The organism is Paenibacillus senegalimassiliensis (assembly GCF_001486585.1).
Classification (GTDB): Bacteria; Bacillota; Bacilli; order Paenibacillales; family Paenibacillaceae; genus Fontibacillus; species Fontibacillus senegalimassiliensis.
In genome coordinates, this window is record NZ_LN909046.1 from 1,740,702 (window position 1) to 1,765,876 (window position 25,175).

General features: G+C 48.1%; 21 protein-coding genes and 1 tRNA gene. 4 read left to right on the top strand and 18 right to left on the bottom strand.

The genetic code is table 11. From position 1 onward, the window contains the following. Positions 1 to 13: 13 nt before the first annotated feature. Positions 14 to 1,489 carry a rhamnulokinase gene (gene rhaB / locus BN3279_RS22170; RefSeq protein WP_059054058.1) on the bottom strand — a complete coding sequence of 492 codons (1,476 nt, stop codon included), beginning with the start codon at positions 1,487 to 1,489 and terminating at the stop codon, positions 14 to 16. Between the two features lie 203 nt (positions 1,490 to 1,692). On the opposite strand from rhaB, the gene BN3279_RS22175 reads away from it, so the two are divergent. Further along, a complete protein-coding gene (locus tag BN3279_RS22175) occupies positions 1,693 to 2,448 on the top strand; it encodes a DeoR/GlpR family DNA-binding transcription regulator (RefSeq protein WP_059054059.1) in 756 nt (251 codons plus the stop codon). Positions 2,449 to 2,566: 118 nt separating this feature from the next. Here BN3279_RS22175 and BN3279_RS22180 read toward each other — a convergent pair whose 3' ends face one another. The 8 genes from BN3279_RS22180 to BN3279_RS22215 form a co-directional block, all read right to left on the bottom strand. Next, positions 2,567 to 2,791, bottom strand: coding sequence for a hypothetical protein (locus BN3279_RS22180; protein ID WP_059054060.1), 225 nt, complete (start codon positions 2,789 to 2,791; stop codon positions 2,567 to 2,569). 131 nt (positions 2,792 to 2,922) lie between these two features. Then, positions 2,923 to 3,006, bottom strand: a tRNA-Leu gene (locus tag BN3279_RS22185). Positions 3,007 to 3,393: 387 nt separating this feature from the next. Continuing rightward, positions 3,394 to 3,648, bottom strand: coding sequence for a hypothetical protein (locus BN3279_RS22190; protein ID WP_222860897.1), 255 nt, complete (start codon positions 3,646 to 3,648; stop codon positions 3,394 to 3,396). 46 nt (positions 3,649 to 3,694) lie between these two features. Beyond that, positions 3,695 to 5,350 (bottom strand): alpha/beta hydrolase, encoded by a 1,656-nt coding sequence (locus BN3279_RS22195; RefSeq protein WP_232436910.1) that lies wholly within the window; start codon positions 5,348 to 5,350, stop codon positions 3,695 to 3,697. Between the two features lie 26 nt (positions 5,351 to 5,376). Then, positions 5,377 to 6,402, bottom strand: coding sequence for a FecCD family ABC transporter permease (locus tag BN3279_RS22200; protein WP_059054065.1), 1,026 nt, complete (start codon positions 6,400 to 6,402; stop codon positions 5,377 to 5,379). Then, positions 6,399 to 7,406: a FecCD family ABC transporter permease gene (locus BN3279_RS22205; protein WP_059054067.1), complete on the bottom strand. Its 1,008-nt coding sequence runs from the start codon at positions 7,404 to 7,406 to the stop codon at positions 6,399 to 6,401. The genes BN3279_RS22200 and BN3279_RS22205 overlap by 4 nt, the downstream gene beginning before the upstream one ends. 21 nt (positions 7,407 to 7,427) lie before the next feature. After that, the gene (locus BN3279_RS22210; RefSeq protein ID WP_059054068.1) at positions 7,428 to 8,438 is read right to left on the bottom strand and encodes an ABC transporter substrate-binding protein; all 1,011 of its coding nucleotides are present in this window, start codon (positions 8,436 to 8,438) and stop codon (positions 7,428 to 7,430) included. Positions 8,439 to 8,565: 127 nt separating this feature from the next. After that, the gene (locus BN3279_RS22215) at positions 8,566 to 10,242 is read right to left on the bottom strand and encodes a helix-turn-helix domain-containing protein (RefSeq protein WP_059054069.1); all 1,677 of its coding nucleotides are present in this window, start codon (positions 10,240 to 10,242) and stop codon (positions 8,566 to 8,568) included. 426 nt (positions 10,243 to 10,668) lie between these two features. Between BN3279_RS22215 and BN3279_RS22220 the strand changes: the two genes are divergently transcribed. Beyond that, complete coding sequence (locus BN3279_RS22220; protein ID WP_059054070.1) at positions 10,669 to 11,463, top strand: lipase family protein; 795 nt, start codon at positions 10,669 to 10,671, stop codon at positions 11,461 to 11,463. A 213-nt stretch (positions 11,464 to 11,676) separates the two neighbouring features. Further along, positions 11,677 to 12,543, top strand: coding sequence for a LysR family transcriptional regulator (locus BN3279_RS22225; protein ID WP_059054071.1), 867 nt, complete (start codon positions 11,677 to 11,679; stop codon positions 12,541 to 12,543). On the opposite strand, the gene BN3279_RS22230 is transcribed toward BN3279_RS22225, so the two are convergent. From BN3279_RS22230 to BN3279_RS22265, 8 genes are all read right to left on the bottom strand, one after another. Further along, complete coding sequence (locus BN3279_RS22230; RefSeq protein WP_059054072.1) at positions 12,540 to 13,694, bottom strand: MFS transporter; 1,155 nt, start codon at positions 13,692 to 13,694, stop codon at positions 12,540 to 12,542. The genes BN3279_RS22225 and BN3279_RS22230 overlap by 4 nt on opposite strands. Before the next feature lie 174 nt (positions 13,695 to 13,868). Continuing rightward, positions 13,869 to 14,534, bottom strand: a complete 666-nt coding sequence (locus tag BN3279_RS22235) for a hypothetical protein (RefSeq protein ID WP_232436911.1) — start codon at positions 14,532 to 14,534, stop codon at positions 13,869 to 13,871. A 43-nt stretch (positions 14,535 to 14,577) separates the two neighbouring features. Continuing rightward, positions 14,578 to 15,450: a carbohydrate ABC transporter permease gene (locus BN3279_RS22240; protein WP_059054073.1), complete on the bottom strand. Its 873-nt coding sequence runs from the start codon at positions 15,448 to 15,450 to the stop codon at positions 14,578 to 14,580. A gap of 17 nt (positions 15,451 to 15,467) precedes the next feature. Then, complete coding sequence (locus BN3279_RS22245) at positions 15,468 to 16,328, bottom strand: ABC transporter permease (protein WP_059054653.1); 861 nt, start codon at positions 16,326 to 16,328, stop codon at positions 15,468 to 15,470. 73 nt (positions 16,329 to 16,401) lie between these two features. Continuing rightward, positions 16,402 to 17,970, bottom strand: a complete 1,569-nt coding sequence (locus BN3279_RS22250) for an extracellular solute-binding protein (RefSeq protein ID WP_157686471.1) — start codon at positions 17,968 to 17,970, stop codon at positions 16,402 to 16,404. 223 nt (positions 17,971 to 18,193) lie between these two features. Next, positions 18,194 to 20,461 carry a helix-turn-helix domain-containing protein gene (locus BN3279_RS22255; protein WP_059054075.1) on the bottom strand — a complete coding sequence of 756 codons (2,268 nt, stop codon included), beginning with the start codon at positions 20,459 to 20,461 and terminating at the stop codon, positions 18,194 to 18,196. 42 nt (positions 20,462 to 20,503) lie between these two features. Next, on the bottom strand, positions 20,504 to 21,454 hold the full coding sequence (locus tag BN3279_RS22260; RefSeq protein WP_059054076.1) for a sugar phosphate isomerase/epimerase family protein: 951 nt from the start codon (positions 21,452 to 21,454) through the stop codon (positions 20,504 to 20,506). Positions 21,455 to 21,883: 429 nt separating this feature from the next. Further along, positions 21,884 to 23,638, bottom strand: coding sequence for a glycoside hydrolase family 35 protein (locus tag BN3279_RS22265; protein ID WP_059054078.1), 1,755 nt, complete (start codon positions 23,636 to 23,638; stop codon positions 21,884 to 21,886). A gap of 422 nt (positions 23,639 to 24,060) precedes the next feature. Here BN3279_RS22265 and BN3279_RS24100 point away from each other — a divergent pair, with 422 nt between their 5' ends. Next, complete coding sequence (locus BN3279_RS24100) at positions 24,061 to 24,249, top strand: hypothetical protein (RefSeq protein WP_187377832.1); 189 nt, start codon at positions 24,061 to 24,063, stop codon at positions 24,247 to 24,249. 304 nt (positions 24,250 to 24,553) lie between these two features. Here the strand turns inward: BN3279_RS24100 and BN3279_RS22270 are convergent, their stop codons facing one another. Further along, positions 24,554 to 25,111, bottom strand: coding sequence for a TetR/AcrR family transcriptional regulator (locus BN3279_RS22270; protein WP_059054080.1), 558 nt, complete (start codon positions 25,109 to 25,111; stop codon positions 24,554 to 24,556). Positions 25,112 to 25,175 lie beyond the last annotated feature (64 nt).

Consider the following 25,175-nt stretch of genomic DNA (forward strand, 5'->3'; position numbering starts at 1 on the left):
GTTGCACATCTTCCTATTTAATGGTTCCGGCTTCGGCTGTCTTGTTCAACTTGCTCCAGCGCTCAACAATCCGCCCCAGATCCTGAACGGGCTCAGGCTTGTAGTATTTAATATCAAATGAGTTCAAAATCACTTCTCGCGCTTCCTTAATATCCGGCAGTACGTCGCTGCTGATCATCTGTACAGCCAAATTCCCCAGCGCGGTCGACTCGGTGGGTCCCGCCGAAACTTCCCGTTCCAGCACATTCGCAGTAAGCTGACACAACAATTCATTGTGCGCTCCCCCGCCAACGATTTGCAGCAGATCAATCGATTGGCCGGTCAACTGCTCCAGTTCCTCCAAATAGCTGCGATAGGACAACGCCAGACTGTCAAATATACAGCGCGCCACTTGCCCGATGCTCTCCGGGACAGGTTCGCCATACTGCTCACACGCCCTTTGAATTTCCTCAATCATATGCTCCGGGTGCAGGAATCTATCGTGATTACAAGGAATCAAGCTGCGAAAAGGTTCAGCACTCGCCGCCAATTCAGCTAACTCAGCAAAGCTGTACCTGTTCCCCTCCAGCCGCCGCACCTCCTGAATCAGCCAAAGTCCCATAATGTTCTTCAGGAAACGGAATGTCCCATATGCGCCCCATTCGTTGGTATAATTCGCAGCCATAGCCTGGGCATGATTCAGCGGCTGCTCCAGCTCAACCCCCAGCAGCGACCAGGTTCCGCTGCTGAGATAGGCGGCATGACGCCCCTTGGTCGCCGGGGTGCCAAGCACCGCGGAAGCGGTATCATGTGTAGCCACAACAATGACGCGACACTCCGGCAGATGGTACTGCTCCATCAGCTCTGGTCGAATCGAGCCAAGTTCAACGCCCGGCTCGATCAATCCTGGGAACTGCTCCTGGCGCAAGCCAAGCAACTCCAACAGCTCGGTGTCATAGTTACGCGTATCCAGATTCAATAGCTGCATCGTCGAAGCATTCGTCGCTTCGTTTCCTTTTTTCCCAGTTAACAAATAATATAAATAATCCGGCACCATCAGGAGGCTATCTGTACGGGACAGCTCTTCACGATCATGCACAAACAACTGATATAACGTATTAAAGTTCAACTGCTGAATACCCGTCTTACCGTACACCGTTGCAGGTGAAATCTCTTCGGCTAGAAGCTCCATCGCATGCTCTGTCCGGCGGTCGCGGTAAGCGTAGACCTCCTGAATTCGGTGGCCTGAGTGATCCAGCAGCACATAATCCACAGCCCAGGTGTCAATTCCCAGCGTGCATTGCTCAATTCCCTGCGCTTTTGCCTGCTCAAGTCCGGTGATGATCTCACCAAACAGGTAGTCGATATCCCAAAAGCAGGAGCCGTCCCGCTCATGGAACCCGTTGGCAAACCGATGGATTTCTCTCAATTTGATGTTACCGTCCTGAAGCGTTCCCAGCACCAATCTTCCGCTGGAAGCGCCGATATCAATGGCCATATGATAGGTCATAGAATACTCTCCCGGTTTATTTTTATAATTCTATCCTATTCGCGCCATTCTTTGTTGTCAACGAAATAAAGATTATTTTTGTTGATTTTATTTGTTTTATGATTATTTCAAGTTAATATAACAACAAAAATCTTTGTTCTTGTTGCAAACACAGAATGTTTATTCCATACTTATTTAAAAGCGCGTGTAAGAAAGGAATAGTTATGTTAGCTGCCGAAAGACGAAAGAAAATTATAGAGTTGGCCCATCAGGAGAAGAGAGTGCTAGTATCCGTTCTCAGCCGCATGTTTGATGTCACCGAGGAGACGATTCGCCGCGATCTGGAGAAGCTGGAGAAGGAAGGCATTGTCAGCCGGACTTATGGAGGGGCAATGCTGAACAGGCATACGAATGAAGACCTTCCGTTTACCGCTCGCAATATCATGAATACCGAGATTAAGCAGGATATCGCGATCAAGGCAATGGATTTAGTCAATGAAGGCGATACCTTAATGGTCGATCCCAGCTCCACCTCATTTGAATTGCTGAAGCTGTTGACCAATAAGAATAACCTGACCGTAATCACCAATTCCGTTCATATTTTGAACGATTTCTCCGGATCAGAGATGAACATTGTCTCCACAGGCGGTCATTTGAGACCACGCTCATTGTCCCTCGTTGGCCCGCTGGCCCACCATACACTGCAACGGTACAATGTGGATAAGGCGATCATCAGCTGCAAAGGCATCGATCTGGACAAAGGCATTACGGAGTCCAACGAGCCTGAATGCGAATTAAAAAAATATATGCTCCAGCAATGCGACAAAGTCATCCTCCTTGCCGACCATACCAAGTTCGATAAAGTGGCCTTTACCGTGCTGAGTGAACTGGAGCGAGTGGATTATCTGGTTACGGATCAGAAGCCCTCGGAGCCTTGGATACGCAGATTGGCAGAGCTGAATATTGAGTTGATTTATTGACTCCCCCTCTGTCCACCCACTCTCGTTCGTTTGTAGCAGAAATACAAATAAGCTCTTGAATCTCCACAAGTGGAAACTCAAGAGCTTACTATAAGAAACGATACTATCGTATCTAAATTTAGGCCTTTTCAAGCTCATCTGCATAGAGACGGTTTACAATTTCAACTGCAATTTCGGCCAGATAATCTGTTTCATCCTCTAGCTTATCCTCTATCTTGCTGAGATTTTCGACCTCTGTATTTGAGATGCTCTTCAACTCTCTATGGAGCTTGTTGATTTGGTCCTTACTTTTAAGGTATTCCTCTTTCAATTCAGCATCCGAAAACCACCTAAACGCTTCCATTACTAGAATCCCACCTTTATTTATTCCACGGATGAGCTATTAAACAAATTCTACAATAAAGCTATTTAATGAAACAAAAGCTCCTGAACGGTCACAAGGACAAGTTCAAGAGCTAGCTCATTCTTAAGGAATGCGGTCGAGAGGACTCGAACCTCCACGGGGGTTAGCCCACACGGACCTGAACCGTGCGCGTCTGCCAATTCCGCCACGACCGCGTATTTCGTTGTCACCATCATCAAGAAACGCGGCAACGAAATTTATGATATCACGTATAAGCAAGCGAGTCAACAAAAATGTAAATTTGCCCAAAACCATCGCTTACGATAGCAAACTCGGGAACTTATCCAATTGCCACCCCGTCCCCTGCATACTGTCCCTTAATGCTAATTCTAGACGAGTTGAGACGAGTTGGAAATCCTCCCGCTAATATGAGGAAAATGGCTGATTTTCAAGGTTTAACTGGAAAAGCTCCCTATAAATCCGGACTTCAGGCTCTTATATAAAGATTTCAGCCAAATTATAGGGAGAATTTCCCTATAACGTATGATAAATAACTGTATTTCCAAATTTAACTGGAGGATTTCCTGCTAAATGGGAGGCCTCTACAGGAAAGTGATCAGCAACAGCACTACAGCCAAAATGCCAGCAATGTACATCAGGCTAAGACTTAGCCAGTTACGGCCCGTCTGCTGGGTATAGCGGGAGTTCTCTTCTTTATTGCCCTGAGAGCGTCCAATCATGATCGTGAAGACCAGGGCCAATACTACAGCCAGAATAATGATTAAATACAGCCATTCCACAAGTATCACCTGCCCATGCCTCATAATGACAACGCTATACAGTCGAAGTGAGTCCAACTCAAACTCTTGGGTTCATTATATCGAAAGCGCTATCTTTATGCACCTATATGCGCAGTTCTTTTCCAGCCTCTGCAAAGAGAAACCGCAGCATGGGACTTATCAGCGGATGCAGCACGGACACATGCCCTTCCCCCGCAAATTCGCTCCATACCAGCCTACTGAAGGCTTGATCGCGGTAAGGAAGCAGCGCCCGGTAATACTCCTGGGCCGATTCATAGATTTTATCGTCCTTTGTCCCCACCATAATCATAAGCTCAGGCGCCTGTTCCAGAGAATCCTTTCGCTGCTCCCATTCCGGGAGTCGGCGGAACAGCAGGCGGTCATCCCACCAAAGTGACGGGCTGCCTGCGATGTAAGAGCGGAACATGTGGGGGCGCGTCATCAGGGTATGGAGCGTGAAATATCCCCCAAGGGAGTGGCCAAACAACGACTGCCGCGAGCGATCAATGGGCAAGCGCTGACCAATCAGAGGCATTAACTCTTGCTCGATAAAATCAAGAAACAGCTCCGCTCCCCCATTCACCGGCCAAGCAGAACCATCCGGGCGAAGCCCGTCCCGCTTGGCGAGCGTGGTCAGATCGTAGAAGCGCCGCTCGGCCACAAATGGCCCCTCCGAGGGATAACCGATCCCCACAATTACGCCAGGCGGCAATCCTAGGGGATGTCGGGTAACCAGCCGCATCGCCTCGGCCAAGGAACCAAAATAAGCGTTGCCATCCACGGCATACAATATCGGATAACCCTCAGGCGGAGCGGGCTTCAACGGCACATGGATGAAGATGCGATAGGATAGCCCGGTAATGCCTGACACCAAATCTATCTGCTCGGTGCCTGGCACAGCATAAGGGACTCGCGCAGCACCTTCGGTGGGTACCAAGCCAGGTATGGCTTCCTGAAGCTGAAGCACATTCGCGAAGGACGTTCCTAAACCACTCTGCGCATATCGATCCCGATCTGTGTGAGGAAATAACCAAGCCAAGGCTTCAGGAAATTGCTTGGCCATAAAGATGAAGTCATGCGTACCGCCATCCACAATCTCCAGCTTCAGCGACTGCGGATGTATCCCGCGAGCACGCCACTCGCGGCATAACGCCAGCGTATTCGGAATCATCTCGCGCTGACGGTTCACCTTGCTCTGTCCCTCCCGATTCCCCACGGAGACATAAAAGGTCTGTTCCTTCGGCGGAACAGGCCACTGCGCAAGCTGCGCCAGTGCCCCTTCATACCAGAGAGAGGCGGATAAGAGACCGAACCGACCAAAGGCATCTGGCCGGAAATAAGCACCGAATAAAGAGATTAGTCCTCCGAGCGAGCCGCCGATAAGCCCGCTATGAGCAGGCTCCGGCTTTGTGCGATAGACCGAATCGATCCAGGGCTTGATTGCATCGGCCAGTTCATCCACATAAGCCCGCCCTGCTCCCCCGAATACCGGGCGCCCCTCCGTCACTGCATCCGTCGGCCAAGGCGTATACTCGTCGTTGCGGCAAGCGGAATGAACGCCTATGACAATTACCTCTTCGACCTTCTCTTCACAGAAGAGCCGCTCCATATAGCGGAAGCAGGCCCCCATCAGCTTGCCTCCGTCATGCACATACACCGTAGGATAAGATCGCTCCGATATCGCATAGGTCGGAGGAAGATAAATGGTTAGCTTGCGGCCCTCCCACTCTCTTTCTTCTATATAAGATTGCACATTCACGCGTGTCTCCTCCTTTTCATTGAAGTTCATGCTCTACCTCTTCCCGGCTTGCTTCCCTGAATCAACAGATAGACGAAGTAGGGAGCGCCAATCACGGAAATAACCACACCTACGGGAAGCTGGGCGGGCAGGAAGAACGTTCGACCGATAAAATCACCCGCAAGCACCAGTACCATACCCAGTAGGCCAGCAAGCGGAAGAGCGAGACGGTTATGGATGCCCACCAGGCGATAGGCAATATGTGGCGCAATCAGCCCCACAAATCCAATCGTTCCCGCGACCGCTACCGTCGCCGCAGTCAGACCCACGCTCATCCCAAGCAGGATGTTGCGCGTCTGCTTCAGCCCCATCCCCAGGCCCACCAGACTGTCATCATTCAGACGAAGCAGGTCCAGCCGCCGGGATTGCCCCCATAGTAAGGGCGCCAACACCAGCAGCCAAGGCAAAATGGTTTGAATATACAGCCAATTGGCTGTATTCAAATTACCGGAAAGCCACATCGCCGCTCTCTCAAAATCCTGTGGGTTCATCTTGAGCGAAACGTACATCGTCATCGCCCCAAATCCCAAATTCACAGCAATCCCTACTAAAATCAGCCTGCGTGGATCAAAGCTCCCCCGATTCTGAGCCAGCAGGTAAATCAAGCTCATCGAGAGCATCCCTCCGATGATCCCGAACAACGGCATGGCCATGACCGCCAGATTTCCCGTTAACGAAATTATCCCCTGGAAGGAGAACATGAACAACACGACGAACAAACTGGCCCCGCTATGGATACCCAAAATGCCGGGATCAGCCAGCGGATTGCGGGTCAAGCTCTGAACGGCTGCCCCCGACAGCCCAAGAGCGAATCCGACCATCGCCCCCAGCACGATACGAGGTAAGCGGAATTGGAACACGACCAATTCAAAATCACTATTTTGACTTATTCCAAGTAAGGTCTTCAGCACCTCAGGCACGCTGACATCGAGTTCACCATTCGTCATTCCCAGGTAAATCAGCAATGCAGCCAACAATAAAGCAACTAAATAAGGAAGCCCGCGCCGACTCATAGCCTTCCCCCCTTTCTCTTGATTAGATAGAGGAAGAACGGTACCCCGAAGAGAGCGGTCACCACACCAATCGGGGTTTCAAATGGGGCATTCAGGAACCGGGACAGAATATCGCAGAAGGCCAGGAACAAACCGCCCAGTACCGCCGACAGCGGCAAGACCAGACGGGTGCTGCGGACCGCCAGCCTGCGGGCGATATGCGGAATAACAAGACCGATGAATGCGATCTTCCCGGCAATGGCTACCGTAATGCCGGACAGCAACGTAACGCCAATCATGGCCAGTATCTTCACCAGTCTGGTGCGTACGCCCAATCCCTCGGCCTGCTCCTCGCCAAGGGAGAGCAGCGTAATGGAGCGGGACAGACCAAATACCAGCAGGCCACCGACAAGCACGAACGGCAGAGACAACTTGATAAGCTCCGGGTCTAGCTGATAGAGACGTGCGTTGTACCAGAAGCTGATTTTCTGAGGAATATGATAGTAAAGTGCCAAAGCATCCGCCGTTCCGTTCAGAAACATCCCGACCAGCGTGCCCAGAATCGCCAGGGTCACCGGGTCACCTCTCCCCGGCAACATTCGCAGCAGACCGAATACGAGAGCCGCCCCCAAGGCCGAGCCGATGAGCGAGAAGCCGATCAGTCCCATGCCGCCTCCACTTGAGGGGAGGAAGATCATGGCCAGTGTGACGGCAAATACCGAGCCGTCCAGTACGCCCATCAACGAAGGAGAAGCCAGGTCATTGCGGGTAATGCTCTGCATTACCACGCCGGACAGGGCCAGACAAGCTCCGATGAGCAGTGCGCCAAATACCCGGGGAAGCCGAGAGTGGCGGATCACCTGATGATCGACATTTCCCTCATCGAACTGAACGATGGCATGCCAAACATCGATGGGCTGAATAGACTTGGCTCCGTACAGAACGGAGACTACAACGAGCAATAGAGCGATTGCCGGTGCCAATCCGAGGATTAACACCGGCAATCGATTATTTGATATGCGCATCAATGAACCACCTATCTCACCTTACTCCAGGTTAGCGAGGAATGCCTTGAGGAGTTGAACCTTGCTGTAGGCGGTTCCTCCTTGAGCTAGCGGGTCGACTACATTGACATGCAATTGGTCATTCTTCACCGCTTCAATGCTGGAGAAGATCGGATTCGCCTTCAACTTGTCCAGCGCGTCCGTGGCATTGGCATTTTCATCCTCAGAGAATTGAATATAGAGCACGTCCGGATTCATCTCGGCCAGCTTCTCCACGGAGATCGTCGCCTGCTTCTCGGCGGCAGCAATCTCGGCCGGAGGCGTAATGCCCAGATCGGTATAGAGAATCGGATTGAAGAACAAGTCCGGTCCGTAAATGGCGAGCTCTCCACCACGAATCCGGATAATGGCCACGCTCTTATCCTTCATCGAAGCCTCTACCTTCGCTTTACCGGTCTCCAGGTCTTGCTTGTACTGCTCAATAATCTGGCCAGCTTCGCTCTCCTTGCCGGACAACTCGCCAAGCAGTGTCAGATTAGCTTCCCAGTTCGTTGAGACATGGGAATATGGAATCGTAACAGCAATTTGCTCCAGCTTCTGCACAACCGCCTCATCAAACTTCGACGTTCCGAGAATAACATCGGGCTTGAGTGAAAGTATTTTCTCGAAGTTAGGCTCCGTCTTTTCTCCGATAGATTCCGCCTTGTCCGCAATCGAGGCGTATAGCGGCGGGAACTCGCCGGAGAAGGAGACCATGCCGACAGGATGGACATCAAGCAAGACAGCATCCTCCATAGCTTCAAGGGCTCCCGTAATGACGATGCGCTCGGCGTTGGCAGGAATTACATACTCCTTGTCCAGATATTTTATCGTCTTAGTGGCTGTGGAATCTTCGACAGCATTCGTTCCTGCATTGCCCGTATCCGCTTGTGCAGCAGAAGACGTATCCCCGCCTGTATTTGCGGATGTGTCGGCTGGTGCATTATTGGCACCACATCCTACTGTAAGTACGAGTAGAACCGTTAACATAAAGCTGGCTATTTTGCGTTTCATTTCTCTTTCGAGCCCCTTCCAATCTTTTAATTGATAATGTTTCTCAATTACTATGATAGAAAGATCGACCGTCCGGGGCCATAGACAAATTTCCTCTCAGGCATGGATATTTTGCGAATTCAACTTTTCAGGAACCAGAGAAACCATTCATTGACGCACAATAAGTATCAAATAATTGAATGAGATTGTCCCGTATGCGATCCAGCGCGATCGGTGAATATTCTCTCCAGGGACTTGAGGACAACAGATGAACCCGGTTGGAGCGGACAGCGGGCAGCGCTTGCCACTCTGGACTACGGCGCAGCTTCTTCCACTCCATCAGCGTTCGGGTATCCTGGCGCACCAGAATGAAGAGATGCTCTTCCTCCGCTGCTTCCAATTGCCGCAAGGTGACCCGTGCTTCCTCGTCTCCATCCTCTGGAGCCAGAGGCGATCGCTCGAAGCCTAGCTGACCATAGACAAAGTCCAAGGTGCCTGGTGAGCCAAGACTAAACAAACCTTCCGCTGTCATTCTGGCAAATACAGCCGCTGGGGCCTGTCCTCCTGCTGCTTCAACAATATGCGCTTTGGCATGAGCGGCGCGTTCCTCGAACTCTTTGATCCACCGCTTCGCTCTCTCTTCTACTCCAAGCACCTCGGCCAGCCCGCATAACCCGGCTCTCCAGCTATCCTTGGCTTCCTCTGGAAGAATGAACGCCGGGGCCAGATACTCCAATTGCTCCCGCTCCTCAGGTGTAAGATCGGCTGGACACACAATCAAACTTGGCTCGGCTTCTCTTAAGCGCAACAGATTAGGATCGCCGGGAAGCCCGGAACGCCAGCCTTCCAGCGGGTAAGGGATATCTGTCCCGTATCGCTCCAGGTAATAACCGGACCACTTCGGATGCAGGGGGGCTGCCTGGGGAATGATGTCTAGCGCAAGTAAATAGCCAATTCCCGCCGGGCCGCCATATACTGCGCTACGATCTTTGCGCTCCAATACATACTGCGACGGAGACAATCCGTAGACACGCTTGAATAGACGGCTGAAGTAAAATTCGTCATCGTAGCCAACAGCATGAGCCACATCCTTTAGCTTCTGGGAAGGTCGCAGCATAATGCGAATCGCTTGATGTAGTCGGGTCCGGGTCAAATAATCATGTGGGCTTGTCCCGTAGCGCTTACGAAAAAGTGTGGCAAAGCGTCTGGGAGCCATACCAGCGATAGCGGCAAGCCCATCCGTGGTCAATGGCTCATCCAGATGCTCTTCAATATATTTCTTCGCACCTTCAACAGGATCGGTATGTCCCTTCCATGGCTTCCATTGGCCTTCAATTACCTCAAGCATGAACTCCATCATCTCGATTTGTGCACGACAGCGACTAACCGGGTCCTCGCAACCCAACAGACTGCAGATAGAGCGGCAACGTTCAAGGGACTTGGTAGCTTGAGGCAGCCAAATTTCTTCCGGCAACGGAAATAGCTCATGTCCGCCAACCGGCTCAAGATGGCCCTTGGCAGTTACGGAGGGACGGTATATGCCGATTCTAAGCACGGCAACAGAAGCCGATTCTCCATCGGAGTTCAGGGAGATTGTCTCCCCTGGCTTGCATACATACAGCATGCCAGACTTGAGCTGGCAACTGCCCTGTCCCCGTTCCAGTTGACATGATCCTTCGGCAAGGAGCAGGAAGGTCGGATGGATCACCATCTCCTGGGTGAAGCCCTCCCCGTCATCTGGCCCGCTTCGTTGAAGCTCGGCATCGTAAAGGCGAAAGGTTAACCTGCTGATATCTTGTGAGTAGGATTCTAAGTGTATAGCCAAGGTCTTCTCTCCCTCCTATATTGTTGATTTGCCTAACTGATATAGTTGAACTTATATTTTATGCAAGGAAGCAGACGAGAAAATGTTCTTACGATCGCTGTTGCTCATGGATTTCTCTTATTTAATAAATTCTTATGAGGTAGAAATCCACTCTCAAAGGCGAACGCTCCGCTTCTTCCAGAATCATTTTCTCTCTTGCTTGTCATGCCTATTCTTTTGGTTCAACTGAATAGAAAATATTAATAGCAGCTAGAGAAGCATTTATAATTAATAATCAATAATGAATATCATTATCAATTATAACGGAGAGATTCCTTTCTTGGCTATGCATATAAGTTATTACGGCTAAAGTTCAGTTTCACCAGGCTTAGGCACCTCTCCCCTCGCCGCTTAATATATTGTAAAAAAGCGGAAGGGAGATGAAGCATGGAACTCAATACTGCTCAAGCACAGCGTGCTCTATTTCTGGCTGCCGTCTGCCAGCAGACCTACAAGCAATTCTCCAACCTGGACGGATCATTTGTGCTTCCTTACGGATACTCACTATTTGATGTCATTGAAGCGGAATCATTGGTTGGCGTATGGGAACGCTTCGGCTTTATTTTACAAACGGATGACGAGATTATCGTTGCTTTTCGCGGCAGCAGCTCAGCCCCCAACTGGGTAGCTGATGTCATCGCCACTCAGCGGAAGCCCAAATGGAGCAAGAGCCCTTGCCTGACGCATCGCGGCTTCACTAATATATACGATTCCGCCCGCAAACATATCCACTCCCTGCTCAAGCGCCTGCCAGAGCATAAGAAGCTCTACATTACCGGTCATAGTCTGGGAGCAGCGCTTGCCACCCTATGTGCCTTCGATATGGCCATGAATACGAACCGGACGCCGATTCTGTTCACATACGCCTCCCCGCGGGTTGGCGACCCTGACTTTATGAAGCTCTTCACCAAGCAAGTGCCTAACAGCTATCGCATCTCCAACGCTTTCGATGCCGTCACCCATGCCCCGCCGAACGTCTTCAAGCTGCCGAAGCAGGACAAATCCTACTACTACAGCCACGTTCCTGCCGATTACCCGCTGCATTTCGCCAGCTTATCTCTGTCCGACAACCACAGCCTGGGCAACTACTTCGGCGAGCTAACCAAGCTGGACCCACTCTTCGTGCAGCGCCTGGAGCAGGCTAATCCAGGGTTCTGTCCTGTTCCTGAAGCGGTAGTATAAGCGACAAGTGTACGTAACGTGTAAATAAAGCCTTGAGTTACGGGGATGATCTCCGTAACTCAAGGCTTTGATCCGGCTATGCAACTTTGTCTCTGGATATAATCTCGCTTCAGCGATTTTTGTGATTTATCTTATTTCTTCTATGAAATAGAATAATACTATGCTATTTCTACCTATCCATGATTATTTTCGATATCTGAAGGAGAACTCGTAATGGATGAAAAAGACTGGATTACGCTACAACTGCTCGCACAAGAAAAAAATATTACCAAGACAGCAGACCGTATGTTTATTTCCCAACCTTCTCTAACCTATCGTCTGCAACAAATTGAGAAGGAATTCGGAATTACGTTATTATATCGTGGACGGCGAGGCGTGGAATTTACGGAGCAAGGAACACGCTTGGTCGAGTATGCCAAGGAAATGCTAGTTCAACTCGCCAATATTAAGGAAGAGCTTAGAAGCATGGAGGGCAAGGTTCAAGGTACGATTCGGCTTGGCGTATCCAGAGCCATCGCCTTGTACAAGCTCCCCGATCTACTCAAGCAATTTCTCGAACTCTATCCACTGGTCGACTTTACAGTTAAAGACGGGCTTAATGTGGATCTGATCACCTCCGTCTTCCAACAAGAGGTACAAATTGGTATTGTCCGCGGGGATCATCCCTGGTCCGGAGCAAAGCAGGTTATTGATCAGGAGACCATTGGCGTCATATCCAGTCATCCCGTGAAACTTGATTCTCTTGTCGAACAGCCAAGAATCACTTACAATACCGACCCTGCTCTGATTATGGTGATTGACAACTGGTGGAAGAGCAACTATTCCAAGCCCCCTCTTGTCACTATGCATGTGGAGACGATGGAGATTGCCAAGCGTATGGTACAACGAGGATTAGGCTACGCCATTATGCCCTCTATCGTTATGGAGAAGGAAGAGGAACTCACACAGATTCCTCTGAGGGACGTTAATGGCAAGCCCATCTTATGGACAACCTGGGTGCTGTACAGACAAGAATTCATGGAGCTTGCTACCGTCAAAGCCTTTGTCGACTTTATCCGGGAACATTATCAATCGACTTAGCCGGACGAGGCTGTTGGTTCATCAACCTGCTCCTTATCCTCCCGGATGAGCCAGGAACCACCTAATAAGAAGATGCCACTGACATAGAACACAGATAGAAGCCCCAACGAAGCGCCAACAAACCCGAAGAATAACGGGGCCGCAAGCTGAGACAGTCGATTGGCGGCAAGCCGGAGGCCCAGCACCTCTCCCGTACGGGATCTGGGCGATGAGTTATAGGCAACGGTCATAGAGATGGGCTGTCCGCATCCTAATCCAAACCCCATAATGATACTCCAGAAGCCCAGCCACAAGTAATGTTGAGAGAAGCCGACCCCAAGAAATGCGATTCCAGCAGCAATGATTGAGCCTATAAGTACAACTTGATGGTTGTACACATGTATTAGCCGGGGTAAGAAGAAGCGAACAGCTACCATGGCAATACCTTGTATGGACAAAATCCAGCCTATGGCGGAATTGGATATTCCATGATCCACAGCATACAGGGGGAAATAAGCCGTGAAGATGTCCCTGGAGTATAGAGCCAGGGCATTGCCGATCAAGGCTTTGCGTAGCAGCTTTGACTGGAGAAGACCCAGGGATTCGGACAGCTTGATGGTTGCTGCAGGCTCTCGCCCGCTTGCCCCAGGCAACTTCAAACTGAACAAGAACGTACTGGCAGCTACGATGGTAGCGGTGGCAAACACCACTGTGTAAGTCGTATGCTGAAGAAAATAACCGGCAAGCGCCGGACCTGCTACGGCCGCTAAAGAGTTCACGGTGCTGAATTGACTGTAGTAAGCATCCCTCTTCTCGTCAGGAGCATGATTACCAAGTACATTTTGCAAAGATACCGCCACGAATACACTACCAAAGCCCGCTAACAATTGAGAGGCAAATAAAGACCATAACTCAGGAAATAGCCACGGCAGGAGCATACCCATTCCTAGTGTAGACATGCCTAAAAGCACGGGGAGCCGATTTCCAATTGCATCTGCGATCTTCCCGGCACGAATGGCGAGGAAGAGCGGCAGAATCGCATAACATGAGGTCAGTATACCAATGGTCAATGGAGTAGCCCCTAGTGAAGAGGCATACAAGGATATCGATGGCCTGGACATATTTAAAATAATTTGAAAGCTAAAGCCTAATATCATTACGTATTTGAACATTCTTATCCCTCTGGTTGTTTTAGCATTAGCTTCATTGTAGTCTTATGCAGGTATAATAAGATAACGAATTTTTCTATCTAAGTTCATAAATTAATTCTATCTCTAGCTGTCGCTCCAACCTAAAACAAGCTTTCAAGGCAGCTATACGCTGCCCTGAAAGCTCGTGTTCATCATTTACTCCAAACCACGCAATTGTTCAATGCACGCTTCAATCCGCTGCGGGACTTCCACTTTTAATTGCTCCCATGTTACGAAGAGGCTTGGGTCCAGACGATATTCCTGGAATTCCATAGAGGGGGTAAAGGCCTTTCTTGTAAGTTCCGCGTTGACCAAACGGTCTTTCTCATCATTGCTTTCATAGATGCCGTCAAAGGCACCCGTGACAATCAGACCTCTCTTGTGAGCCTCTGCCTTAGTACATTCCATCAAATCCGGGATCAAATAGAACATCTCCGGGTCAGGCAGGAATGCATGCTTACCGGGCTGCGAATACATGTTCACATGCGTATCCTCCAAATTACTGCGATCCCTTAATAGTCCCTTAAAATAACCACCGTGAAAGCTCGCATCACAATCTACCACAGTTCCATCTTGTCCCACATAAATCCATACGTGCTCCAGTTCATATAGATGCTGAATGTCATAATCCCAGTAAATCGCATATTCGATGACATACTTCAAATCCTTGGCTTGAAAGTCAAAAGACCTACGGAACGAAGGCGAAGCTCCCAGCTTATCCAGCACCGTAACCCCAACCCGCGCCGGGAAGAAAGGTTCGCGAGCATCGAAATACAAGATTGGCGCATATTTTTGGACCAGATCCATTGTGAAATCATCCATTTTTGCAGTCTCCTTTTATGGCTAAATGTTAATGATAATTCATTTATTCTTTGACCGCACCCACCTGAGAACCTGCGATAAAATAACGTTGAAGCCACGGATATACGAGTAAAATTGGTGCCGTTGCCAGCATGATACTAGCCGATTTGATGCTCTCTGGAAGAATCTTGATATACTGCGTACCTTCCGTGATCGTAGTGTCGTTAGTCATACTGTTCTGGACAATTTGATACAGCTTCAACTGAATGGGGAACTGTTTGGGGTCCGTAATGTAATATAACGAATCCATAAACCCGTTCCAGCGGCCAACAGCGTAGAACAAACCAATAGTAGCAAGGACTGGCAAAGACATGGGTAAGACAATTTGCAATAAACTCCGTAAATGTCCCGCCCCATCCATCTCTGACGCCTCTAGCAGCGCAGTTGGAATGGCCCGGAAGAACGTAATCATGATCATCAGGAAGAACGGGTTAATCAGTATGGGCAAAATTAATGACCACATGGTGTTTGTTAGCCCCAACTCTTTAACCAGCATATACTCCGGTATAGGCCCGCCACTAAAAAACATCGTGACAATAATGAGTACCATCATCTGTTTGCGTCCCTTCAGCTTGTCCTTCGACAACGGGAAGGCCGCTGCTATGGTCATCAACAAGGCAAACAGCGTATAGGATACGGTCAGCACAATGCTGTACAGCAAAGATCGAATCATCGATGCGTCGCCAAGCACCTGTTTATAAGCACTGAGATTGAAGTCAACGGGTAGTAACGAGACCTTCCCCGAGAGAATAGCCGAATTCGAACTCAGCGAGAGAGCAAAAATATGCACAAACGGGGCCAGACATAGGAAGATGGCTATGATCATGAAGACGCGTATCGTTGCTTGTGCGGCTACACTTTGATCATTCAAATTCATGTTCCTTCTCCCCTTTCTTAGAAAATTCCTCTTCCTGTCCATCTTCGGGCTAGTGCATTGGCACCGAACAAGAAGACTAACCCGACGACCGATTGAAACAATCCCACGGCCGCCGCCATAGAGAACTGTCCACTGGTCATACCCAGTTGATAGACAAAGGTACTGAGCACCCTGGAGGTGTCCCCGACACTGGCATTCCCCAATACATACGGACGATCAAAACCAATTTGGACGATATCGCCAACTTTGATAATCAGCATCAATATAATGGTCGGGGCAATTCCGGGAAGTGTAATGTTCCACATTCTCCTTATTCTTGTCGCTCCGTCCATCGCGGCTGCTTCATACAGTTCAGGATTAATGGACGTAATCGCAGCCAAATAGATGATGGTCCCCCAACCCGCGCTTTGCCATACACCCACAAGCAAGTAGGTGATGAGCCAGGTTCCCGGATTCGTCAGGAACGGGATCGGCCCAATACCCAAGGCCCCAAGCATTTCATTGAGAAATCCATTATTCGTGGCAAATACCTGATAGACAATTCCGCCTATAATCACCCAGGAAATGAAATGAGGCAGATACAACACCGTCTGTGCGAACCTTTTAAATAACGATAACCGCAATTCGTTCAGGTTGAGGGCTAACAGAATCGGTGCCGGAAAAGACACGATCAAATCCAAAAAGTTCAGTAGAAACGTATTTTTCAGCGAATTCCAAAAGTTGTCCATCGCAAAAATTTGTCTAAAGGTATCCAGGCCGCTCCAAGGGCTCTTCATCACACCCTGGAAAATGTTGTACTCTTTGAAGGCAATGATGACACCGTACATTGAACCGTAGCGAAATATGATAAAAAAGGACAGAGGTAACGCCAACAGCATGTATAGTTGCCAATTCAGCCGCAAGTGCCTTCCTACGTTCTTCACCTCTACTTGCACCACCCCTGTGTTATTACTACTTCAACGCTGCGTAAGCCTGAATGCGTTCATCCAGAATTTTCTGACCGCCACTCTTCATGTATTGGTCCATCATGGATGTATAAGTTGCATCAAAATCTTGCGGACTTGCCATCACTACTTTTACAAGCATTTCATTATAGAGATCGCCCAGAATTGCACCATATTTGATCTCTGCTTCGATAGGGTCAGGGAAACGTATTTGATTCAGCGTATCGGTCTCCCCGATTTCATAGGACTTTTCGGCTCTTGCACGGAACTGCTCAGCCACACTCGACACCATTGCTTTTCTATTCATTTCAGCATTTCCATAGTCCACTGCACTGGTCATCAGTTCAATATCCCCCGCATTGTACATGCGATCGGCAACTTCCTGCGAGTCAATGCGTTGTGGAACGCCGTCTACCAAGTTATAGTCTTGGCCTTCCGTTCCGTTTAGAATGGTGTTCATAACTTCCTCGGAAGCCAGCCAATTCAGATACTTGATCGCTTCCACCGCTCGCTCGCTTTTGGCGGGGACCATAATATAGAAATTGTTCGGCAAATAACCTGGTTTGGCATGCTTGCCTTCACTGTTTGTATACGGATCTACCGGCACAAGATTAGCTGCTGGCTCACTGGCGATGAGTTTGGCTGCTATGCCTGGAGTTGAATTATAGGTTTTACCCGTATCTTCGCTATACAAGCCAACTTTGCCGTTCATAATATCTTCATTCAACTGATTCCCATCGGTATCAAGCGCAAAGTCCGGGCTCATCAAGCCCTCATTATACATTTGGTTGAGGAACTTCAAGCCTTCCTTGAAGCCAGGCAGCAGAACCGGAAAGTCCGTTGCCCCTAGTTGCTGGGTCATGGTGTATCTTTGTTCTTCATTCAGCGGTTCTACAAAAGACCACATAATCGGCTCAATAGAGCTTTGGCGAAGTGCAAATCCAAGTGGAATGGAATCCGGCTTGGCAGCCTTGATCGCTTTGAGGACCTCATAGGTTTCTTCTGTAGTTGCCGGCATCTGCAGGTTCAACTCATCCAGCCAGTCCTGACGGATAATAGAGGTGTAGCGCCCTTGATATACGCGTTTACCAGGAATGGAGTAAATTTTCCCGTCTACCTTCCCCATCTCCAGCACATCGCCAAGGTAGCTTTTTAAATTAGGTCCGTGCTCATCAATGATGTCTGTTAAATCCATCAAGCCACCTTGCTTAGCAAAGTTATAAGGTAGCAGATTGTCTGTAGATGCAAATACGATATCCGGGGCATCTTCACTGGCCATCATCACGTTAACCTTCTCGGTAGCCCCCGATCTTGGAATAGGAACAAACTCCACATCAATATAACTCTCTACTGCCCCAAAGCTGTCCTTCACCCAATTGGTCCAATAGTTATTTGTCACTGTGACGCCGGACGGGCTATTTCCACGGTCAAAAATGCCAACCTTTAAGGTCACTCTTTCTTGCGGAACGTTCGCACCTGTATCAGGTACGTTCTGCTGCTCTGAACCACAGCCTGCAAGCAATCCCGCTGTCAGAATAATCGAGCCTGCCAAACCCCACATTTTTTTTAACAACACGTTTCCACTCCTCATACTTTTTTTGGTTTCAGGCTGCCGTGTGGCAATCCCTATATCCGTTATAACTTCTGGGTATGAGCACCGGCAATTCACAAAATTCCGCATCATCTATATAGGCCCGAAAGCCTTATCCAGCAAGGGTTTTTCGTATATACGAGGGATTCATTCTACCATTCGGTTTATTGAATAAAAAAGAACCATCAGTTACCTGATGGGCCTCTCGTTAATTGATAGCAAGTTCGCCAATATCGGCCATCTCGCGTTTGTTTTTTCTGTATTCTCCGGGCGATAATCCGGTCGCTTTTTTAAAGACCCGGCCAAAGGAAATCGCATGCAGATACCCCACTTCACGGGCCACTTCCTGCACCGGAGCATTCGTTTCGAGTAATAGGCGGCTTGCCTTATGTAATCTTAGGCCAGCCACAAACTCGCTGTAGTTGATTTTGAATTCTTCCTTAAAGAGCTGGCTGGCATATTTACCATTAATACCGACAGCTTCGCTGACCCGATCAAGTGATAAATCCGGATCTGAGTAACTCGTTTCAATGTAAGTGCGAATTTGCTGAGCCAGACGGCGCTGGCTTCGATTTTCGTTCTCAAGAAGCACCTCATCAAATGTCGCTCCAAGCAGGCTAAGGCAAGATTCCCTGATTTCATATAGCAATTCCGAATGTTTGATCTCTCTTAACAGCTTGGGATAGATCTGTTCTGCCCAAAATTGACGTATCTCTATTTTCATGCTTTCCATCATAATTTCAAAACGCGAAACCAGCAGAGCCAGCAGCATTCTGACATGTTCATCTGATAATTTCTGCTTGTCCAATTCATCGAAATACTGATTGAGAACTTGCTTCCAGTCCTCCGACAGCGATTTAAACTTCTCGGCCGCTTCTTCAGTTAGTTGGAGGAAGTCCTTGCCCAGAGCCAATTCTCGCCCAGCCACTTCTTTGCTGGTAAGCACCCTTCCACCGCCTGATGTTAATTTATGCTGCAGAGCAAACAATGCCTGCTTATAGGCCTTGTGCACCTGACGGAGTAAGATGACGCTCTGACCAACGCCAATGGTTACCGACCACTCGAGCCTGGCTTGGGTCCATTCAAAAACGGACTGAGCAGTAAGGAAATGTGTATCCCCAGCCATTCCACCTGGTAAGCTTGTCATTACCGTAAGTCGCTTACTCATCGTCCATTCCGTCCACACTTGACAGTGATGTTCCTCCGCCCATTGCTTGACCATATTCAGAAGATTCTGTTTAACTTCGTCTTTTCTTCCTGACAAGTTCAATTGCTCGTATCCATCGATTTCAATAATCATCAAAGCAAGGGTATTTCCCTGTTCCCCCACGCCATAGTGCTTGCTTTCTTCTTCCATGATGGAGGCAGGGATTGTTTGTTCTTCATCATAAAGTAATTCCCGAAAAAAATGCTGTTTGAGCTGTTCCTTTGCCTTCGTCTGCTGCTGACTGTATTCCTTCATATGATCGGTCCATTTGGTGATGGTTTCACCGATAATGGCGTACTCGTCCTGTCCATGGGAAGGATGAAGCGCAGCTAACCCTGAAGCTTCAATTTGACTCAAAATTTGCTTCAAAGGCCTGAATGCTTTGCGGAAATAAATAATAAAACAAATCAAGATGGCAAGAATGCCTGCCACAACAGTCAAATTGCGAATAACTACGGCTTGCTCGGCTGCGCGAGATAGTGAATCATCCAACAACTGGCTTTCTATTTTCCAGCCTGGACCGATCAGCATCGTCTCATTGGGCAAGGACAAGCCTTTACTTTTATCATCTACAAAATAGGTTTGCGAAAGATTGCTATACAGCGGCTGATCGTTTGCATCCGTAACGAGGACAGAGAACTTTTCAGAAAAATTACCCGCTGCCGCACGACTAAACAATTCCTTAAGCTTCACACTGACAACAATGGCTCCGTCACTGCCGCTGAAGCTACTCATATTCTTGGCCAACGAAATCACCTGCTCTGCAGGTACGGACAGTGGATATTCAGACAGTTCTCTTGCTGATGACCACTGATTATAGGCACCCTCGGCAAGCAAGGATTGCAGATATTCACGGTCATGAAATTGCGACGCTGCATTCTTGTATCCTGTAGACAAGATTTGTTGATCCTGACCACGATATAAATAAACGGATTGAAGCAGTTTATGATCACCCAGCAAAGCTCTAAGCTCCTGACTGGCATAATAGTCGGTCATCGACAGCTTGGTGTCGTCGGTCCTTAGCAAGAAGCGGTTCATGTATCCGTTCTTCACTATGCGTAAGGAAAGCTGTTTATCAAGCTCTTTCAACTGACGTTCAATAGATTGGCTGAACGCCTTTATGTCATCACGCTGCTTCAGGTTTTGCTGCTGTGCAGCTACAATGTACGAATTACAGGCAGATACAATCAGGAAAGTTAAAATGGCTGTGAAAACAACGGGCAAGTAGATCCATACCCACACTTTTCTCCATTTACTCATTGTCTTCATCGTCCAGTCTCCTCTCCGCTGCCTATTGCTCGTTTCAACGCTTCACTTTGCAAGCTTGGACAAAATCAGATTATGGCTGGCATGAATATCTTCTGGAGAGCATGCTGCCTTAAGCTCATATACCTTAACCTTGGCCTGCTCAATCGCCGGTAGAAAACGGTTGAAATCGACGGGGTCCCCACTGTGAATGTAAGGACACCAGTGATCAGAAAGCTCTACCGTTTCATGAATGTGCACGCCGTAAATGTAAGGCAACACTTGACTAAGCTCAGTAGCGTTATCGTACAGACCCATGCGTTCCATCATCGTGGCATGTCCGATGTCATACCACAGATAAACTCCCGCCCCCGCCAGATTGACACAAATTTCTTTAGCCTCCATTAGGGTAGGCATCTGATTGCAGCGGGACCTTGTCTCAATGCCGAGCTTTACGTCCCATCCCTTGCGTGCTGCCGCTTCACATACTTCCTCAAGGCTTTGCTGAATCTTCTTCTGATAACCCAAAGCTTCCTTGCTACGGTGTGTGATCATTTCCTCCCAAAGCTGTTGGTAGGCCTGTGAATCCTTGCCTTGTTCATGGTAAATCTGTTTGAGAGCAGCATCTATATTTGTATCAAATGGAACTTCTCCCGGATGCACCACCACAGCCTGAGCTCCATAACGATGAGCATATTCCATGGAACCGAGTAACAGCTCCATCGCTTTTTGCCTCTTATCTTCATCCTTGAATCCCAGCAGCACGGAATCGGTGCCATAATCGGGATCACTCACATAAGGAAACGTATTGTGTACGCTCGACACCCCGATCTCGCCCCGCTCAATCATGGGTTCAATGGTTCTCAGATGTTCCTGCGTCACATTGTAGTTCAGCTCTACGCGGCGGAATCCAAGCTTACGTATGTCCTCTATCATGCCTGCTCCGTCCTGCTCAAAACGTTTGATATTCCAGCAAGTGGAGAACGAATATTCACCTTTGTCCAAATCAGTCACTATCTACACTACCTTTCAATTCTGCGTTTACTTTGGTGCCAACGATAATTATGCGGCATAACTGTTAAGAGACGAACAAAACAAATGAACCCGATTGTAAACTAAAACAAGCCTCTATGGAGCTGGCAGGCTACCATAGAAGCTTGTTATTAAAAAGGTTGTTCAAAAAGTCGTCTTCCCAGAACGAAGCAGCTCGAGGAGTCAATTCGACATCGAATCTTGAATTCAGCCGGGCCTAGCATATGCTTCCGTAGTATGTTTCCTTCAGAAACATTTCAGTTGCTCACGTACCCATGCTTCCGAAGTCGTTTTCTCCGAAAACGTGTAGCTCCGCTACTCAGTCCCTAGCTTCATCGGGGCTCAAGCGTTTGAAAAAACGCACATCGGAAGCATAAGCTTTGGTCCTGTAAACCCGACTTTTTGAACTCACACTTAAAGCGCTGGCTCGTCCTCAAAACGAATTGTGTCTCCGGCTTTGCCTTCCGTTTCGAACAGGATCACTTCATTTATACCTGTCTTCAACAAAGGTCCGGGAATATACAACCTTTGTTGCGGGCCGATCTCCCAATACCGCCCCAGATTAAAGCCGTTGATCCAGGCTACACCCTTGCCCCAGCCCGTAAAGTCCAGGAACGTATCGCCTGCTTCATCCACTTCCAACTCGAAGCGGTAAAAGGCCGGGGTTCCGCTCACATACTCTTTGCTGAAATCAAGCAGCTCCAGATTATCCAAAGGCAATGCGTAATGCCGCCACCCGCTTTGGAAAGCGCCGTTGACGATAACCCCGCCCTTGATTCCTTTATGCTGCGTATTCATCTTGACAGAATAATTGATTCTGCCCATATTCTCGACCAGAACCATCAGTTCATTTTGCGGATTAGGCAGATCAAAGATCTCTCTATCCTCCATATGCTGGTCATATTTAGTGAACATCAGCTTATCGTTGATAAATACCTGAGCCCGGTCATCACATTGAATCAAGCGGAAATCCTCGACGCGGCGTTGTTTCCCCAAATCTGTTTGATACAATACATATCCAGTAGATTGATCCAGGGACTCCATTGTCAAGGGGTACGGAGATTCCACGACCTTCGCCAGCTTGTCTACAATAGAGAACAAAGATACCTTTTCTTTAACCGCCGACTCTCCGTACGCCTTCTTGCTAATCGTGGTGGAGAATTGCACGTCTGGAATCTCGGTATAACGGGCAATGACCTGCTTAAAGGCCTCATATTTCGGGGTGAAATCTCCCCATTCCGTCAGCAACGCATCATAATCGTAGGATGTTGTATCCGGCGACAGCTTGTCATAATAATTGGCACCGCTCGTAAAGCCGAAATTCGTTCCCCCATGGAACATGTAGATGTTAACGCTGCCTTCTTTCAGAATATCATCAAGTTCCGCAGCCGCACTCTCGGCCTCCCGAGTATGATGCTCCTTATCTCCCCAAGCATCAAACCACCCGATCCAGAATTCCATGACCATCAGCGGTCGGTCCTCACCATGGAACTGCTTCAGCTTCACAAAATGCTCTTTCACATCTGAACCGCAGTTAATGGTTGGCAGTGCCACATCTTGAACGGAACCGTTATCCAGCATGTCAAGCCATGGACCATCGGAAGTCACTAAGGGAACGGTCGCCCCATGTTTTCTCATCAAATCCACCAACGAATAAATATATTCCTTATCATTGGCGTAGCTACCGTATTCATTTTCCACCTGCATCATCACAATAGGGCCGCCCTTATCGATTTGCAGATCGTTAAATTCCTCGAACAAACGCTTGTAATAGCGGTCGATCTTCTCCAGATAAGGCGCGTAGTTGAAGCGAAGCTTCATATCGCCATCCCGCAGCAACCAGAAAGGAAGACCTCCAAATTCCCACTCGGCACAAATATAAGGGGACGGTCTGAGAATAACATACAGGCCCAGCTTCTGAGCGGTCTGGATAAACTTCCTGACATCATACATGCCCGAGAAGTTATATTCGCCCTCCCGTGGCTCGTGCATATTCCATGGAATATAAGTTTCTACCGTATTACAACCAAGTGCCTGGAGCTTCTCCAGACGGTCCTGCCAATACTCCGGGACAACACGGAAATAGTGAATGGCACCGGAAATAATCTTCATCGGCTTACCATTCAAGTAGAACTGATCTTCAATAGTAAATGAATGCTGCTTCGACATAGGCCACGATCCCTTCGAGGGTTACTAAAAATCCCTTATACTTTATCACATTTTTGGCCGGTGTGCCGTCCATTCTGTATACTATATTCAGATATTAGCAAAGGAGCCGATACGTTTTGTAGGAGACCTCTCGATTGAACAAATATTACATAACTTCACTGCCAAAGTGATTGCAGATTGTAAAACGGTGAATTATCTGATTAACAACACAAGCCCCTTGATAAGGGAATTGACCAATGCTCCTATGATGATTTATTACGCCCTGAGGTAGGTATGACAGCACCGTTTTATTTGTCCAAGCTGTTCCTTCCCCACTTTTGCCAAGGGGGGAATCTCGGGAGCTATTTAAAGATGACAGACAACTATCCTGGCGAATTGGGGTTAATCAATTCTCGGACTACAAAAAAGTAGAATTAAATCGGTTGGCACGCTTAATTAATGAGTATGCTCTGTCTGATGGTGTTTTAAACCAGAGTATTTCCAGACTAACCATCAATCGTTATGCCCAAACCGATACAAATTGGATAAAAGTTTTTTATTTGCCCTCTGTTTTATTCGTCGCTCAGGGAGTAAAAGACGTTCATGCTGGAGCAGAAAATATTTCAAGTTAGCGAGGCGTGCATGCTCATGTTTCCTGTTGCCCTACCCATGACTTTTTAAATTACACAAGCCAGATCCTATGAACCGTTTCTCGGCATTGGATTAACACTTGATCCAAAAAAGATCGCCGAGTTTATTTTAATGCGGCTCCTTCGCAGCCCATTTGGTGTACAGGTTGCCCAAATGGGTTTCCTAGATTCAAGCGTACAGCATATTTCAGTTTGCAGAAAATATGCCTAGCAGGGATTAAATGAGGATTTACAACATTGACGCTTCCATTGGAATAGTGCCATGACTATTCCAATGGAAGCGTATTTAGTTAAGAAGGAGTTTAATTAAACTGGATAAAATCTCCTCTTGAGATAAACCTTTATGAAGACGTTCGAAAGCATAAATGTCGCTTTTAAGCATGGCAGTTAACATTTCGGCCGTAAAAGTTAATTCTTTATCCGAAAACATTGGCTTCAGTGGCTTAAGAACTCTCGTTAGTAGCATTACTAGTTGGGAGTATAGCTCACTTTGGTAAAATACTTGTCCTTGTTTCCAATTGCTCTCTACTGATTCCAGCAATCCCATATTATTTTCCCGAAATACGAGATACTCACTCAAAATATAATGCAAAGCAACTTCTGGATTTCCCTGGTAACAGCCCAAGTATTCTGAAGCTGTATCGATAAAATGTTGCAAATTTCCATAGACTAAATCCATACACAAAGCACTCTTATTAGGATAATGACGATATAAGGTGCCCATTCCTATTTGGGCAGCCGAGGCTATTTCTCGCATTCCAATCTTGTCCATATCTTGCTGCTGGATAAGAGACTCTACACTGCTAAGAATCTTTTGCCGATTTAATTCAGCATCTTTTCTCAACTTTTAGCCTCCCAATTATTTTTATCTATCATATCACTCCTTTTCTCTCGTTGACAAACGGAAC

Coding starts and splice junctions, on each gene's coding strand:
- rhaB (WP_059054058.1), bottom strand. CDS start 1,489: ATGACCTATCATATGGCCATTGATATCGGCGCTTCCAGCGGAAGATTG.
- BN3279_RS22175 (WP_059054059.1), top strand. CDS start 1,693: ATGTTAGCTGCCGAAAGACGAAAGAAAATTATAGAGTTGGCCCATCAG.
- BN3279_RS22180 (WP_059054060.1), bottom strand. CDS start 2,791: ATGGAAGCGTTTAGGTGGTTTTCGGATGCTGAATTGAAAGAGGAATAC.
- BN3279_RS22200 (WP_059054065.1), bottom strand. CDS start 6,402: ATGAGTCGGCGCGGGCTTCCTTATTTAGTTGCTTTATTGTTGGCTGCA.
- BN3279_RS22205 (WP_059054067.1), bottom strand. CDS start 7,406: ATGCGCATATCAAATAATCGATTGCCGGTGTTAATCCTCGGATTGGCA.
- BN3279_RS22210 (WP_059054068.1), bottom strand. CDS start 8,438: ATGAAACGCAAAATAGCCAGCTTTATGTTAACGGTTCTACTCGTACTT.
- BN3279_RS22220 (WP_059054070.1), top strand. CDS start 10,669: ATGGAACTCAATACTGCTCAAGCACAGCGTGCTCTATTTCTGGCTGCC.
- BN3279_RS22225 (WP_059054071.1), top strand. CDS start 11,677: ATGGATGAAAAAGACTGGATTACGCTACAACTGCTCGCACAAGAAAAA.
- BN3279_RS22230 (WP_059054072.1), bottom strand. CDS start 13,694: ATGTTCAAATACGTAATGATATTAGGCTTTAGCTTTCAAATTATTTTA.
- BN3279_RS22235 (WP_232436911.1), bottom strand. CDS start 14,534: ATGGATGATTTCACAATGGATCTGGTCCAAAAATATGCGCCAATCTTG.
- BN3279_RS22240 (WP_059054073.1), bottom strand. CDS start 15,450: ATGAATTTGAATGATCAAAGTGTAGCCGCACAAGCAACGATACGCGTC.
- BN3279_RS22245 (WP_059054653.1), bottom strand. CDS start 16,328: ATGCTGTTGGCGTTACCTCTGTCCTTTTTTATCATATTTCGCTACGGT.
- BN3279_RS22255 (WP_059054075.1), bottom strand. CDS start 20,461: ATGAAGACAATGAGTAAATGGAGAAAAGTGTGGGTATGGATCTACTTG.
- BN3279_RS22265 (WP_059054078.1), bottom strand. CDS start 23,638: ATGTCGAAGCAGCATTCATTTACTATTGAAGATCAGTTCTACTTGAAT.